The 14405-nt window shown below is 71.0% G+C and carries 17 protein-coding genes; 12 read left to right on the forward strand and 5 right to left on the reverse strand.

The window, feature by feature from the left end:
• Positions 1–84 precede the first annotated feature (84 nt).
• On the forward strand, positions 85–1416 hold the full coding sequence (locus tag ACFY8O_RS28060) for a chloride channel protein (RefSeq protein ID WP_387907110.1): 1332 nt from the start codon (positions 85–87) through the stop codon (positions 1414–1416).
• On the opposite strand, the gene ACFY8O_RS28065 is transcribed toward ACFY8O_RS28060, so the two are convergent.
• Positions 1373–1801 (reverse strand): DUF7144 family membrane protein, encoded by a 429-nt coding sequence (locus ACFY8O_RS28065; RefSeq protein WP_387907113.1) that lies wholly within the window; start codon positions 1799–1801, stop codon positions 1373–1375. The genes ACFY8O_RS28060 and ACFY8O_RS28065 overlap by 44 nt on opposite strands.
• A gap of 147 nt (positions 1802–1948) precedes the next feature.
• On the opposite strand from ACFY8O_RS28065, the gene ACFY8O_RS28070 reads away from it, so the two are divergent.
• Genes ACFY8O_RS28070 through ACFY8O_RS28080 form a run of 3 tightly spaced genes read left to right on the forward strand, consistent with a single transcriptional unit; the run spans position 1949 to position 3616 of the window.
• Positions 1949–2524 (forward strand): helix-turn-helix domain-containing protein, encoded by a 576-nt coding sequence (locus tag ACFY8O_RS28070; RefSeq protein WP_145811555.1) that lies wholly within the window; start codon positions 1949–1951, stop codon positions 2522–2524.
• 20 nt (positions 2525–2544) lie between these two features.
• Positions 2545–3096 carry a GNAT family N-acetyltransferase gene (locus tag ACFY8O_RS28075; RefSeq protein WP_387907116.1) on the forward strand — a complete coding sequence of 184 codons (552 nt, stop codon included), beginning with the start codon at positions 2545–2547 and terminating at the stop codon, positions 3094–3096.
• A gap of 31 nt (positions 3097–3127) precedes the next feature.
• The gene (locus ACFY8O_RS28080; protein ID WP_145811559.1) at positions 3128–3616 is read left to right on the forward strand and encodes a glutathione peroxidase; all 489 of its coding nucleotides are present in this window, start codon (positions 3128–3130) and stop codon (positions 3614–3616) included.
• A 101-nt stretch (positions 3617–3717) separates the two neighbouring features.
• On the opposite strand, the gene ACFY8O_RS28085 is transcribed toward ACFY8O_RS28080, so the two are convergent.
• A complete protein-coding gene (locus ACFY8O_RS28085; protein WP_145811560.1) occupies positions 3718–4944 on the reverse strand; it encodes an acyl-CoA dehydrogenase family protein in 1227 nt (408 codons plus the stop codon).
• Between the two features lie 173 nt (positions 4945–5117).
• Here ACFY8O_RS28085 and ACFY8O_RS28090 point away from each other — a divergent pair, with 173 nt between their 5' ends.
• Entirely contained in the window at positions 5118–5768 is a 651-nt protein-coding gene (locus ACFY8O_RS28090) for a TetR family transcriptional regulator (RefSeq protein ID WP_145811562.1), read from the forward strand.
• 38 nt (positions 5769–5806) lie between these two features.
• Here ACFY8O_RS28090 and def read toward each other — a convergent pair whose 3' ends face one another.
• On the reverse strand, positions 5807–6358 hold the full coding sequence (def, locus tag ACFY8O_RS28095) for a peptide deformylase (RefSeq protein WP_387907122.1): 552 nt from the start codon (positions 6356–6358) through the stop codon (positions 5807–5809).
• Between the two features lie 114 nt (positions 6359–6472).
• Here def and ACFY8O_RS28100 point away from each other — a divergent pair, with 114 nt between their 5' ends.
• The 5 genes from ACFY8O_RS28100 (at position 6473) to ACFY8O_RS28120 (ending at position 10975) form a co-directional block, all read left to right on the forward strand.
• Positions 6473–7711 carry a Mur ligase family protein gene (locus tag ACFY8O_RS28100; RefSeq protein ID WP_145811566.1) on the forward strand — a complete coding sequence of 413 codons (1239 nt, stop codon included), beginning with the start codon at positions 6473–6475 and terminating at the stop codon, positions 7709–7711.
• Between the two features lie 34 nt (positions 7712–7745).
• Positions 7746–8474 carry a type 1 glutamine amidotransferase gene (locus tag ACFY8O_RS28105; protein WP_145811568.1) on the forward strand — a complete coding sequence of 243 codons (729 nt, stop codon included), beginning with the start codon at positions 7746–7748 and terminating at the stop codon, positions 8472–8474.
• A 187-nt stretch (positions 8475–8661) separates the two neighbouring features.
• Entirely contained in the window at positions 8662–9687 is a 1026-nt protein-coding gene (locus tag ACFY8O_RS28110; protein WP_145811570.1) for a 6-phosphofructokinase, read from the forward strand.
• A gap of 111 nt (positions 9688–9798) precedes the next feature.
• A complete protein-coding gene (locus ACFY8O_RS28115; RefSeq protein WP_387907126.1) occupies positions 9799–10749 on the forward strand; it encodes a cytochrome c oxidase assembly protein in 951 nt (316 codons plus the stop codon).
• Positions 10750–10816: 67 nt separating this feature from the next.
• Positions 10817–10975 (forward strand): hypothetical protein, encoded by a 159-nt coding sequence (locus ACFY8O_RS28120; RefSeq protein WP_033301001.1) that lies wholly within the window; start codon positions 10817–10819, stop codon positions 10973–10975.
• A gap of 230 nt (positions 10976–11205) precedes the next feature.
• Here ACFY8O_RS28120 and ACFY8O_RS28125 read toward each other — a convergent pair whose 3' ends face one another.
• Together ACFY8O_RS28125 and ACFY8O_RS28130 are read right to left on the reverse strand one after the other, a co-directional pair.
• Positions 11206–11451: a hypothetical protein gene (locus ACFY8O_RS28125; RefSeq protein ID WP_387907129.1), complete on the reverse strand. Its 246-nt coding sequence runs from the start codon at positions 11449–11451 to the stop codon at positions 11206–11208.
• A gap of 258 nt (positions 11452–11709) precedes the next feature.
• Entirely contained in the window at positions 11710–12267 is a 558-nt protein-coding gene (locus ACFY8O_RS28130) for a putative immunity protein (protein ID WP_387907132.1), read from the reverse strand.
• A 281-nt stretch (positions 12268–12548) separates the two neighbouring features.
• Between ACFY8O_RS28130 and ACFY8O_RS28135 the strand changes: the two genes are divergently transcribed.
• Positions 12549–13259, forward strand: coding sequence for a lysophospholipid acyltransferase family protein (locus ACFY8O_RS28135; protein WP_387907135.1), 711 nt, complete (start codon positions 12549–12551; stop codon positions 13257–13259).
• Positions 13260–13345: 86 nt separating this feature from the next.
• The gene (locus ACFY8O_RS28140; protein ID WP_387907342.1) at positions 13346–14389 is read left to right on the forward strand and encodes an NAD-dependent epimerase/dehydratase family protein; all 1044 of its coding nucleotides are present in this window, start codon (positions 13346–13348) and stop codon (positions 14387–14389) included.
• Positions 14390–14405 lie beyond the last annotated feature (16 nt).

Consider the following 14405-nt stretch of genomic DNA (forward strand, 5'->3'; position numbering starts at 1 on the left):
TAACGCCACATCGTGGTATCACCGTGGGGATCCCGGCGGGACAGCGCGTTCCGGCCGGGACCCGACGCTGAGGAGACCATGACGATGTCGGCCGAACCCGGCGCAGGACCCGGGACCGAGCACCCGGATCCACTCACCGTGGCACGCACCCGGGGCTACGCGGTCCTTCTGCTCATGGTGGCGATCCTCGGCGTCCCCATCTCCGCGCTCGCGTTCGGGTTCCTGGCCCTCGTGCACGAACTCCAGGCGCTGACCAACGACGACCTGCCCCGGGCCCTCGGGTTCCACGGGACTCCCTCGTGGTGGCCGGTGCCCCTGCTCGCCGTGGCGGGCCTGCTGACCGGGCTGACCATCCGCCACCTCCCGGGCACGGGCGGGCACAATCCGGCGGAGGGCATGGCGCACGGAGAACCGCCGGCGTCGGTGGAACTGCCCGGCATCGCCCTCGCCGCGCTCACCTCGCTGGGACTCGGGGCCGTGCTCGGGCCGGAGGCGCCGCTCATCGCCCTGGGCGGCGGACTGGCCCTCTTCGCGGTGCGCCTGGTGAAGCCCGGCCTCCCGCCGAGCGCGGGCGCCATGGTCGCGGCCGCCGGGAGCTTCGCCGCCGTCAGCACCCTGCTCGGCTCACCGCTCCTCGGCGCGTTCCTGTTGATGGAGGCGTCCGGTCTCGCCGGGATGACGCTCGGACTGGTGCTGGTCCCGGGCCTGCTCGCCTCCGGCATCGGCTCGCTGATCTTCATCGGGCTGGGCTCGTGGACAGGGCTGGGAACGTACTCCCTGACCCTGCCGGGCGTGCCGCACGCCGACGACCCCACTGTGGGGGCGTTCGGCTGGGCACTCGTCCTGGGGGCCGCTGCCGCCTTCGCCGGAGCGGGGATCAAGCGGCTGTCCCTGTCGCTCCAGAAGCACACCGGACGGCGGACGGTTCCGTCCGCCGTCGCGATGGGGCTCGTCGTCGGCGTGCTCGCGCTCCTGTACGCACAGAGCACGGGTGACGAGGCGTCCCAGGTGCTCTACTCGGGCCAGGACGCCCTCGGCCCGCTGCTCGCCTCGGACGCCGGACTGTCGGTCGCCACCCTCGTGCTGCTGGTCGCGTGCAAGGGCCTCGCCTACTGCGCGTCGCTGAGCAGCTTCAGGGGCGGCCCCATCTTCCCGGCCATGTTCATCGGGGCGGCAGGCGGGCTGGCCCTGTCCCACCTGCCCGGCCTCGACACCACGTCGGGCTTCGCGATGGGCATCGGTGCCATGTGCGTGGCGATGCTGAGACTGCCGATGACATCGGTGCTGCTCGCCACGCTGCTGCTGGGTTCCGAAGGGATCACCGTGATGCCGCTCGTCATCGTGGCGGTGGTGGTCTCCTACGTCCTGACACTCAGGTTCGACTCCGGTGCGGCCCCGCACACAGCGCCCAGATGACGAAGACGTTGATCGCGATCAGCACCAGCGACCAGAACGGGTAGTAGGGAAGCCAGAGGAAGTTCGCGATCGCCAGGAGGCCTGCGAGCAGGACACCGACGGCGCGCGCCCAGAGGGCTCCGCTGAAGAGCGCGCAGCCGGCGACGACGACCACGATCCCCAGAATGAGGTGCACCCAGCCCCAGCCGGTCAGGCTGAACTGGAAGACGTAGTTGCGTGTCGAGACGAACAGGTCGTCCTTGGCGATGGCCGCGATGCCCTCGAAGATGGCCATGGCCCCGCCGAAGATCATCATCACCGCCGCGAAGACGGTCCAGCCCGACTGGGCCGCACTGCCGCCCGTCGTGCCGTGCCCCTCCCGGGTTCCACTCACACTTCCAGCCATGTCGGCCTCCTCGTGTTCCAGCCGATCAGCAACTCGGACGAGCCGCTTTGCGGCTTATATGCCTTTTGTAAGACTGACACGGCATCACCTGTTCGGCACACCGAACCCCCCTGCCCGCTTTCTCGTATCCGAGATAGAATCCCGAATGTGAGAGACCATGAGGTGCCGGACACCGTCGATGCCAGGCTCGCAGCCCGGCTGGGTCTGCTCCGCACCGAGCACGGCTGGTCGCTGGACGAGCTGTCGCACCGCGCCGGCGTGAGCCGCTCGACGCTCTCCCGGCTGGAGCGCGGGGAGCTGAGCCCCACCACCACCGTGCTGGGGCGCCTCTGCACCGTCTACGGGCGGACGATGTCGCGCCTGCTCATGGAGGTGGAGACGGAGCCGCCGCAGCTGGTTCCGGCCGCCGTGCAGCCGGTGTGGCGGGACGAGCGCTCCGGGTTCCTCCGCCGCTCCGTCTCGCCACCGCATGCCGGCCTGCGTGCGGAGATCGTCGAGGGCACACTCGACGCGGGCGCCGACATCGCCTACGAGAACGCGCCCGTGCCCGGCGTGGAGCAGCACATCTGGGTACTCGAAGGCACGGTCGAGATCACCGTCGACAGCACGGTGCACACCGTGCGCCAGGGCGACTGCCTGCGCTTCAGGCTGCGCGGCCCGTCCCACTTCCACTGCCCGGGCCCCGGCCCGGTCCGCTACGCACTGATGATCGTCCTGCCGTGAATGTGAAAGGACCCCGCTCCATGACCGAGATCGTCTCCGTCTCCGGCCCCGAACTGATCACCTACGCCGATGAGCTCGCAGCCCTGTTGATCGAGGCAGTGGAGGGCGGGGCGTCCGTGGGGTTCCTCGCCCCGCTCGACCGCGCGGACGCGGCCGTCTGGTGGCGGGAGCGGGCCGCAGCGGTCGATGCGGGGAGCCACAAGGTCTGGATCGCCCGCGACGACGAGCGGGTGGTGGGCACGGTCGGCCTGGTCAAGGCCCCCCTGCCCAACGCCCGCCACCGCGCGGAGGTCGGCAAGCTGATGGTCAGGCCCTCCGCGCGGGGCAGGGGGATCGGCCGCGCACTGCTCACGGCCGTCGAGGAGTGGGCCGCCGGGGAAGGCCTGACGCTCCTCGTCCTGGACACCGAGACCGACAGCCTCGCCGAGCGGCTGTACGCCTCGGCGGGATGGACGCCGTGCGGCTCCATCCCCCGGTACGCGGCGGACCCGTCCGGCGTCCTCAGGGGAACGACCCTCTACTACAGGGAGCTCGCCCGCCCCGCCGCCGCCGAAGCGGGGACGTCACAATGACGGTGACGCCCCACGACCGAGGAGATCTCGCATGACACTGCACGACATCCCGCTCCGCACCCTCACCGGCGAGCCGACGACGCTGGGGGCCTACGAGGGCTCGGCGGTCCTGCTGGTGAACGTCGCGTCCAAGTGCGGGCTCACGCCGCAGTACGCGGGCCTGGAGCGGCTGCAGAAGGAGTACGGCGACCGGGGCTTCACCGTCCTCGGCGTGCCCTGCAACCAGTTCGCGGGCCAGGAGCCGGGCAGCGCGGAGGAGATCCAGACGTTCTGCTCGACGACGTACGGCGTGAGCTTCCCGCTGCTGGAGAAGATCGACGTCAACGGTGACGACCGCCACCCGCTCTACGCCGAGCTGACGAAGGTCAGCGACTCCGAGGGCGCGGCCGGTGACGTCCAGTGGAACTTCGAGAAGTTCCTGATCTCCCCGGCCGGTGAGCCGGTCGCCCGGATCCGCCCCCGGACCGAGCCGGAGGCCCCGGAGGTCGTGGCGGCCATCGAGGCACAGCTTCCCCGGTAGCGGGCAGCAGCACGCGGGGCCGGACCGGTGGACGGTCCGGCCCCGCGGCAGCACGGCCCTTCGTCCGGAACAGGCGCTGAGCGCTCCCCGGACGAGCGGCCTCAGCGGATGGGCATCCCCGAGAGGGTGCGGGCGATCACCAGACGCTGGATCTCGCTCGTCCCCTCGAAGATGGTGTAGATCGCGGCGTCGCGGTGCATGCGCTCCACGGGGTACTCACGCGTGAAACCGTTGCCGCCGAGGATCTGGACGGCCTGGGCGGTGACCGACTTCGCCGTCTCGCTCGCGTAGAGCTTGGACATCGAGCCCTCGGCCGCCGTGAACGGCTTGCCGGCGCTGGCCATCCAGGAGGCGCGCCAGACCAGGAGCCGCGCGGCGTCGATCTGCGTGCGCATGTCCGCCAGCTGGAAGGCGACGCCCTGGTTGTCGATGATCGGGCGGCCGAACTGGCTGCGGGTCTTCGCGTAGTCGAGGGCGACCTCGTACGCCGCACGGGCCGTGCCGACGGCCATGGCACCGACGGCGGGGCGCGACGCCTCGAAGGTGGCCATCGCCGCGTTCTTGACGCGCTCCCCGCCGGTCCTGGCGCGCTCGCGGGCCCGGGCGAGGCGCTCGTCGAGCTTTTCCTTGCCGCCGAGCAGGCAGTGACCGGGGACGCGGACGTCCTCCAGGACGACCTCGGCCGTGTGCGAGGCGCGGATGCCGTGCTTCTTGAACTTCTGCCCCTGCGAGAGGCCGGGGGTGGCCGGCGGGACGATGAAGGAGGCGTGCCCCTTCGAGCCCAGCTCGGGGTCGACCACGGCGACGACGACGTGGACGTTGGCGATGCCGCCGTTGGTCGCCCAGGTCTTGGTGCCGTTGAGGACCCACTCGTCCTTGGCCTCGTCGTACACGGCACGCGTGCGCATCGACGCGACGTCCGAGCCGGCGTCCGGCTCGGAGGAGCAGAAGGCGGCGACCTTCACATCGGAGGCGTCGCCGTACATCTGGGGGATCCAGGTGCCGATCTGCTCCTCGGTGCCGTTGGCGAGCACGCCGACGGCCGCCAGGCCCGTACCGACGATCGACAGGGCGATGCCGGCGTCACCCCAGAAGAGCTCTTCCATGGCCATGGGGATCCCCAGCCCCGTAGGGTCGAAGAACTGCTGGGCGTAGAAGTCGAGGGAGTAGATGCCTACCTTGGCGGCCTCCTGGATGACCGGCCAGGGCGTTTCCTCACGCTCGTCCCACTCCGAAGCGGCCGGCCTGATCACCTCGGCGGCGAATCCGTGCAGCCAGTCACGGACCTGCTTCTGGTCGTCGTTGAGCTCGAGCGTGAACTCGGCCATGTTCCCTCCATGCACTTCCGGATCAACCCGTTACTAGCGGTAACAACAGTCTGTTACCAGCAAGTAGCTTCTGTCAACCGGTCAGCTGGGGATCCGCGCGTGGCGGAGCAGGGTGTTACGTTGCCCGGGCGTGACGAGATCGCAGGACAGCTGGGTGGGGCGGGAGAAACGACATGGAGACCGCACGAGGGGCCGAACGGCAGCGGACGGCGGCCGAGAGACGCCGCAGGGAGCTGCTGGAAGCCGCGGACCGAGTGGTGCTCAGGGACGGCCCGCAGGCCTCGATGAACGCGATCGCCGCAGAGGCGGGAATCACCAAGCCCATCCTCTACCGGCACTTCGGCGACAAGGGCGGCCTCTACCGCGCACTCGCCAAGCGCCACACGGACGCCCTGCTCAGCGCCTTGAGGGCCGCGCTCGACGCGCCCTCCGAGCGGCGCGCACGGGTGGAGTCGACGCTGGACACCTACCTCGCGGCGATCGAGGCACGCCCGCAGGTCTACCGCTTCCTGATGCATCCGTCCGACGACGCGGCCCCCTCGCCCGAGCAGGGCTTCGACGTGGGCCGGCACTCGGCCCCGCTCCTGCGCCGCCTGGGCGAGGAACTCGGCAAGGTGATCGTCGAGCGGGTCGACCTCGGCCCGGACGGCGAGCAGATGGCACGCATCTGGGGCCACGGCATCGTGGGCATGATGCACGCCGCCGGGGACTGGTGGCTCGGTGACCGGCCGTGTTCGCGCGAACAGCTGGTACGCAGTCTCGCCGACCTGCTGTGGGGCAGGCTCGCCGAGGCCGGCGACCTGCCGGGCGGCCCGGGGTTCTGAGCACCGCCGCCACAGGCGCCGCGCGCCCGCTGCCGGTCTTAGGCAGGGGCCGTACGGCCCCAGGGCGCCCTCCGGACGGCCCGCAGCGCCCTGGCCCGCCGCAGGCCCGTCAGCCGGTCCGTGTAGACGCGGCCTTCGATGTGGTCGCACTCGTGCTGCAGACACCGGGCGAACCAGCCGGTACCCGTGATCCGCACCGGCTCCCCGGTCATGGACCGGCCCTCGACGACGGCGTGGTCGAAGCGCGGGGTGCCGGCTTCCAGGCCCGGAAGTGAAAGGCAGCCCTCCGGTCCGCGTACGGTGATCCCGTCGGCCTCGACGAGGACCGGGTTGACGACGTGACCCAGGTGACGGATCTCGTCGTCGTCCGGGCAGTCGTACACGAACACCTTGAGCGGCACGCCGATCTGGTTCGCGGCAAGTCCTACGCCGTTCGCGGCGTACATGGTCGCGAACATGTCCTCGACCAGGCGGGCGAGGGAAGGACCGAAGTCCGTGACGTCGTCGCAGGGGCCGTGCAGCACCGGGTCACCGAACAGGCTCATGGCACGAACGCGTCCGGAACTGCCGGGGATCGGGCGGTTTCGCATGGGGAGAAGCGTACGTTCCACGTGACCTCCACCTTCCCCGTGGTGCCGAGGTGCGGTCGCCGCGCCGGACATCGATAGGCTGGGCGCGGACTTACGCAAGGAGGATCTAGGACGATGGCAGGCAACACGGAGCCGTTGTCGCCGCGGGCCAAGCTCGCCGTGACGGCGGGCAAGGCCGCGGCGGCGGTGTCGCGCGCTGCGGGGCGCGGCAGCGGATCGGTGATCGGCGGCCGGGTGGCGCTCAAGCTCGACCCCGACCTGCTGGGGCGGCTGGCGCAGCACCTGGACGTGATCCTCGTGTCCGCGACGAACGGCAAGACGACGACCACCCGGCTGATCGCCGAGGCACTCCGGGCCGCTGGGCCCGTCGTGTCCAACGCGCTCGGGGCCAACATGCCCGCGGGGATCACCTCCGCGCTGGCGGGCGGCTCGGACGCGCGCTACGGCGTGATCGAGGTGGACGAGAAGTACCTCGCCGGTGTGGCACGCGACACGACGCCGAAGGTGATCGCGCTGCTCAACCTCTCCCGCGACCAGCTGGACCGCGCCGCGGAGACCCGGATGCTGGCGGAGAAGTGGCGTGAGGGGCTGTCCGGCTCCAAGGCCGTGATCGTGGCCAACGCCGACGACCCGCTGATCGTCTGGGCGGCTTCCTCGTCCCCCAACGTGGTGTGGGTCGCGGCCGGACAGGCGTGGAAGGACGACGCCTGGTCCTGCCCGTCCTGCGGCGGTGTCATGCAGCGCCCGGGCGACGACTGGTTCTGCGGTGAGTGCGGCTTCCGCCGCCCGGCGCCGAGCTGGGCGCTGAACGGCGACTACGTCCTGGACCCGCACGGCTCCGCGTGGCCGATCCACCTCCAGCTGCCGGGCCGGGCCAACAAGGCCAACGCCACCAGCTCGGCCGCCGTGGCCGCCGTCTTCGGTGTGCCGCCGCAGGTCGCGCTGGAACGCATGTACCAGGTGCAGGCGGTGGCCGGACGCTACGACGTCGTCACCTTCCTCGGCCGTGAACTGCGGCTCCTGCTGGCGAAGAACCCGGCGGGCTGGCTGGAGACGTTCTCGCTGATCGACCCGCCGCCGACCCCCGTGATCCTCTCGGTGAACGCACGGGGCGCCGACGGCACGGACACCTCCTGGCTGTGGGACGTCGACTACACACAGCTCTACGGGCACCCGATCTTCGTGCTCGGCGACCGCAAGCTGGACCTGGCGGTCCGGCTCGAGGTGGCCGGTCTGGACTTCCGTGTCTGCGAGAACCTCGACGAGGCGGTCCAGATGGCTCCGCCCGGCCGCATCGAGGTCATCGCCAACTACACCGCCTTCCAGGATCTGCGCCGTCGTGTCGGCAACTGACCCCCGCGCGGGCAACCCCCGGAGAGGACGAAGCATGAGCAACAACAGCCTGCGGCTGGTGTGGGTCTACCCCGACCTCCTCAGCACCTACGGCGACCAGGGCAACGCCCTGGTGGTGGAGCGCCGGGCACGCCAGCGCGGCCTGGACGTGTCGCGTGTCGACGTGCGCAGCGACCAGCCCATCCCGACGTCGGGCGACATCTACCTGATCGGCGGCGGGGAGGACCGGCCCCAGCGGCTCGCGGCCGAGCGGCTGCGCCGTGACGGCGGGCTGAGCAGGGCCGCGGCCAACGGTGCGATCATCTTCTCGGTCTGCGCCGGTTACCAGATCCTCGGTCACGAGTTCATCAACGACCTCGGCGAGCGGGAGCCCGGCCTCGGTCTGCTCGACGTCGTCTCCACCCGGGGCGAGGGAGCCCGGTGCGTCGGCGACGTGCTCGGCGACATCGACCCGAACCTGGGTCTGCCGCCGCTGACGGGCTTCGAGAACCACCAGGGCGTCACCCATCTCGGACCGTCCGCGCGCCCGTTCGCCCGGGTGCGACTCGGCCGGGGCAACGGCACGGGGGACGGCACGGAGGGCGCGTACAACGACACCGTCTTCGGTACGTACATGCACGGGCCCGTGCTCGCACGGAACCCGCTCATCGCGGACCACCTGCTCAAGCTGGCCCTGGACGTGAACGCCCTGCCGCCGAGCGACGACCGGTGGTACGAGGCGCTGCGTGCCGAACGGATCGCCGCGGCGACCCAGCCCGCCTGACGCGTTTCCCGCGGACCGGCCCGTCCGACGGGCCGGTCCGCGGGTGTGAGCGGCCGGTGGACGTCCGGTGGACGTCCAGCAGTCGGACAGTGGGTTCGGTCCCGTCACCCTGCGCCGGTAGGGTGGCAGGGATCCAACCGGACGACGTGGTCCGGCGTCGGCCCACGTTGCAAAGGTTTCCCGGGCAATGCGAATTGGTGTGCTCACCTCCGGCGGCGACTGCCCCGGCCTCAACGCCGTCATCCGTTCCGTCGTGCACCGCGCGGTGGTCGACCACGGCGACGAGGTCATCGGCTTCCACGACGGCTGGAAGGGCCTCCTCGAGTGCGACTACCGCAAGCTCGACCTCGACGCGGTGGGCGGCATCCTCGCTCGTGGTGGCACCATCCTCGGTTCCTCCCGCGTCCAGCCCGCGCATCTGCGTGACGGCGTCGAGCGGGCCAGGGGCCATGTCGCGGACCTCGGCCTGGACGCGATCATCCCGATCGGCGGCGAGGGCACGCTGAAGGCCGCCAACCTGCTCTCCGAGGCCGGCCTGCCCATCGTCGGGGTGCCGAAGACCATCGACAACGACATCGCCTCCACCGATGTGACGTTCGGTTTCGACACGGCCGTCGGCGTCGCGACCGAGGCGCTGGACCGGCTGAAGACCACGGCCGAGTCGCACCAGCGGGTGCTGATCGTCGAGGTCATGGGCCGTCACACCGGCTGGATCGCGCTCCACTCGGGCATGGCGGCCGGTGCGCACGCCATCGTCGTACCGGAGCGCCCCTTCGACATCGACGAGCTGACCGAGCTGGTCGGCCGGCGCTTCTCGGACGGCAAGAAGTTCGCGATCGTCGTCGTCGCGGAGGGCGCCAAGCCCCGCGAGGGCTCCATGGCGTTCAACCAGGGCACCAAGGACATCTACGGCCACGAGCGTTTCGCCGGTGTGGCGACGCAGCTCTCCGGTGAGTTGGAGCAGCGCCTCGGCAAGGAGGCCCGGCCGGTGATCCTCGGCCATGTGCAGCGCGGCGGCACCCCGACCGCGTACGACCGCGTCCTCGCCACCCGCTTCGGCTGGCACGCGGTGGAGGCGGCGCACCGCGGCGAGTTCGGCATGATGACGGCCCTGCGCGGCACGGACATCACGATGGTGCCGCTGGCGGCGGCGGTGGAGACCCTGAAGACGGTCCCCGCCGAGCGCTACGCAGAGGCGCAGGTCGTCCTCTGACCGCCACGACATCCGCAGAACCGCCCCCGGCCGCACCCGCGGCCGGGGGCGGTTCTAGTCTGGTCCGGACAACAGGCACGAATCGGGGACGTCCCCGGCGGGAGTGAACAGATGGATCACAGCGGGCACGGCATGAACATGGATCTGCCGCCGTTCACGCTGGGACGCGGGCTCGCGTTCTCCGCGGACCCGTTCTTCCTGATCGGATGCGTCGCGGCACTCGCGCTGTACGGCTACGCGGTCCTGCGGCTTCGCGGGCGTGGCGACAGCTGGCCGGTGAACCGGGTCGTCTTCTTCGTCCTGGGCGTGCTGACCATCGCCCTGGTGATGTGCACCGGTCTCAACGACTACGGCATGGTCATGTTCAGCGTGCACATGGTGCAGCACATGGTGATCAGCATGGTCTCGCCGATCCTGCTGCTGCTGGGCGCACCCGTCACGCTCGCCCTGCGGGCGCTGCCGGTGGCGGGACGGGACCGTACGGGGCCGCGCGAACTGCTGCTCAAGCTGCTCCACAGCCGCTACCTGCGGATCATCACGCACCCCGCGTTCACGATCCCGCTCTTCATCGCGAGCCTGTACGCGCTCTACTTCACTCCGCTGTTCGACTTCCTGATGGAGTCGAAGCCCGGCCACATCGCGATGATGGTGCACTTCCTGGCGGTCGGCCTGGTGTTCTTCTGGCCGATCATGGGCGTCGACCCGGGGCCCCACCGGCCCGGCTACGTGATGCGGATGCTGGAGCTCTTCGCGGGCATGCCGTTCCACGCCTTCTTCGGGATCGCGCTGATGATGGCGAGCCAGCCGATGGTGAAGGCGTACGAGAACCCTCCGGCCTCCCTGGGTGTCGACGCGCTGAGCGACCAGTCGGTGGCGGGGGGTATCGCATGGGCGTTCAGCGAGATCCCGTCCGTCCTGGTGCTGATCGCCCTGGTCTTCCAGTGGTACCGCTCCGAGCAGCGGTCGGCGAAGCGCTCCGACCGCGCCGCGGACCGCGACGGCGACCAGGAGCTGAAGGCGTACAACGCCTACCTCGCCTCGTTGCAGACACGCGGGCAGTAGCGGTGGGCACGCTTGAGGGGTGACCATGGCTCCAACGGCCGTGCGGCCGGGTGAGGAGCGTGCGCTCATGCCTGGATCCACGAAGACCATGGGGGTGCTCACCGTCGGCACCCTGGTGGCGGTGACGGCGTACACGGTGGCGCTGGGGAGCAACGGCTGGCTGTGGTTCGGCTGGGTGGTGCTGGGCCTGGCCACGCTGGGGATGGTCGCCACCCGCGACACCTGAGCCGTCGGCGGGGCGGCGCCTCGGGCGGCAGTCGGACCCGCCTCCGGCTCGGCAGGAGGACCGGACGGCCGGGCGCCGTTTTCGGGGCGCACCTGGGCCCGCGTGCGGCCAATCCTGGCGGCGTCGTCCCACACGCCGCCCGCCGACGTGGTCAAGCACGCCCTTCCCCCCTCGCCGAAGGCAGCACGGACAGACCAGGTCACCGAGCCCCAGCGGGCGCGCCGGCCGGGTCACCTCGATCGTGGAGACGTGACCTTCGCGCAGCACGACCGGGGGCGGGTGCCGCAGTCGATCATGTGCACCCGGCCGGGCTGGTCGGGGATGTGCAGAGCGGCGGCGGTGAGGAAGGTCTCTCCGGACTGATCCCCCTCACCCGGTTCGGTCGTGCCCCAGCACCCACGTCCGTCGAGACAGGTGACCGGCTCGGTCAGCGTCGCCTCGCGGTGGGCGGCGGCCCGGAACGCACCGAGCGGCACGGCCGCGTCGCCGACGGTGGTCAGGCCCTTGCCACGGACGTCGCCGATGATCAGCCGGGGCCCGGAGCCGGCGCCCGCCCAAGATCTTCGCGGACGCCGCCGGAGCCGTCGGCCTCCCCGTCGTCTTCGGCCTCCTCGCCTCGGCCCCGGTGGCATCCTGCCCGCCGCCGACGAGGGCGTGGTCCTCCTGCCCGACCGCACCCGACCGCACAGCACAGCACTCAACGGTTCACCGCGCGGCTTCCGTCCGGCTCGACGTCATCCGGGGAAGGTGAGCGCCCGAAGGCCGTCGTCCAGCAGGCGGATCAGCTCACCGACCCGGCCGCCGCCACGCGGCGCGGCCGGGTAGCGGCGGAGCACATCGACGACGGCCGGTGTCGCGCGGTGCACCGCCCACCGCACATGGGCGGCGCCGACCTCCCGGTCGTCACCGGCGGCGAGCTCGGCCGCCCGGGCGGCGTAGGCGCCTGCTCCGAGGATGTGTCTGACCTGGGTGGCCTTGGCCAGCGGATGCAGATAGGCGGAACCCGCCGCGGACATGGCGGCCCACGCAGCCTCGCGCCCGGCCTCGCTCTCCGCGCTCCGGGCGGCCTTGAGGGCCGCCGACGCCGTCTCCCGCAGCGCCCTCCCCCGTTCCCCGCCCCGAGCGAACTCCCTCGCGGCGCCGACGGCCGCCCGAGGCCGCGCGTCGTCGGGCTGATCCGCCTCGAAGACGGCGAGCACCGTCTCCGCGCACGCTACGGCGAACGCGGAGACCTCCCGTAGATCCTGCTTGCTCAGGACGATTCCGCCCGCGTCTTCCGCGTCTCCTGTCATGGCTCCATCCTCCATGGCCGCACCGGACCGCAGCGGCGCGACGGGACATGGTGTGCCGCTGCCGTGCCGGGGGCCCGCGCGCAGGCCGAACCGAGCCGCACTTCCCCGGACCCTCGGTGGGCGACGGAATCGGAGCTACGATCGATCGTTCAGGAGTAGCACCGAGTTCGAACGGTCTGCCGACTGATGGCGCGTCAGGTGAGTCGGTCAAGAGCGACACCGTCATGTGTGATCCGGCAGAACGCGGCAACCAGCCCGGTCAGAAGGCTAGGAGAGAAGCTGTGTTCTATTACATCCTGAAGTACGTCGTCCTGGGCCCCGTGCTCCGGCTGGTGTTCCGTCCCCGCATCGAGGGGCTGGAACACGTTCCCGACGAGGGTCCGGCCATCGTCGCGGGCAACCATCTGTCCTTCTCCGACCACTTCCTGATGCCCGCGATCATCAAGCGCCGCATCACCTTTCTCGCGAAGGCGGAGTACTTCACCGGCCCCGGGATCAAGGGCAGGCTGACCGCCGCCTTCTTCCGCGCCATCGGGCAGATCCCCGTGGACCGTTCGGGCAAGGGAGCGGGCCAGTCCGCGCTCCGCGAGGGCCTGGCGGTGCTGGAGAGGGGGGAACTGATGGGTATCTACCCGGAGGGCACCCGCTCGCGCGACGGGCGGCTGTACAAGGGCAAGGTGGGGGTCGCCGTGATGGCGATCAAGGCCGGGGTCCCCGTCATCCCCTGCGCGATGCTCGGGACGTTCGAGATCCAGCCCCCCGGTCAGAAGGTGCCTCGGATCAAGCGGGTCACGATCCGCTTCGGGGAGCCGCTGGACTTCTCCCGTTACGCGGGCATGGAGAACGAGAAGGCCGCGATCCGCGCGGTCACGGACGAGATCATGTACGCCATCCTCGGTCTCTCCGGGCAGGAGTACGTCGACGAGTACGCCGTCAAGGCGAAGACGGCACCGCCCGAGAAGCCCGGGAAGTTCCCGCGGCGCTCACGCTGAGCGAGGATTCTGCCACCGGCAGATGTGCCTGGTCCCGGGGGTGAGACGGCCGTAGCGTTCGGTTCATGACCGGAGGACGAGCGTTCGTGCTGGGCGCCACAGGACAGGTCGGCAGGGCCGCGGTGCGGGCCCTGGCCGAGGACGGCTGGGAGGTCACGGCGGCTTCGCGCGGCGGTGGCGGTGACTCCGCGTGGGGCGACGGGATCCGCACCCTCGCCCTCGACCGGGAGGAGGAGGGAGCGCTGGCGGGCGCGCTGGGAGAGGGATACGACGTCCTGGTGGACATGGTCGCCTTCGGCCGGGATCACGCCACCCAGCTGACGGAGCTCGCGGACCGGACAGATTCCGCGGTGGTCATCTCCAGCGGCGCGGTCTACGAGGACGACCGGGGCCGGAGTTTCGACACCCAGGGCGAGCCGGACGGCTTCCCGGAGTATCCGGTGCCGATCCCGGAGTCCCAGCGCACGGTCGCCCCGGGGGACGCGACGTACGGCACCCGGAAGGTCGCGCTCGAAGAGGCACTGCTCGCTGCCGGGCGAAGGCTGCCGGTGACACTGCTGCGGGCGGGCGCGATACACGGGGAGCACTGCCGTACACCGCGCGAGCTGTACTTCGTCAAGCGCGCCCTGGACGGCCGTGATCGACGGGTGCTCGCCTACGGCGGTCGGAGCCGATTCCACCCGGTCCATGTCGCCAACCTCGCCGAGCTGATACGCCTCGCTGCCCGCCGGCCCGGCTCCAGGGTGCTCAACGCGGGTGATCCGCAGGCACCGACGGTCGCGGAGATCGCCGCCGCCGTCGACGACGTGCTCGGTGTGAGGCCGGGGACGGTGCTGGTGGAGGGCGCGCCGCCCGAGGGGGGTGTCGGGGAGACACCGTGGTCGGGCGCCCACCCCGTGGTCTACGACATGGCACTCGCCGAAAGGGAGCTGGGCTACCGCCCGGTCACGGGCTACGTGGAGTCGCTTCCGGGGACCGTCGAATGGCTCACCGCCCAACTGCGCGCCCGGGACTGGAGGCAGGCCTTCCCGAAGATGGTGCGGAGCTACGGCGAAGGGCTCTTCGACTACGCGGCCGAGGACGCCTGGCTGGAGCGGTACGACCGCGGATACCGGAACGGGCGGCCGTGAGTATCACGACCGCCCG

The sequence above is a fragment of the Streptomyces argenteolus genome, from assembly GCF_042902585.1.
Lineage (GTDB): Bacteria > Actinomycetota > Actinomycetes > Streptomycetales > Streptomycetaceae > Streptomyces > Streptomyces argenteolus.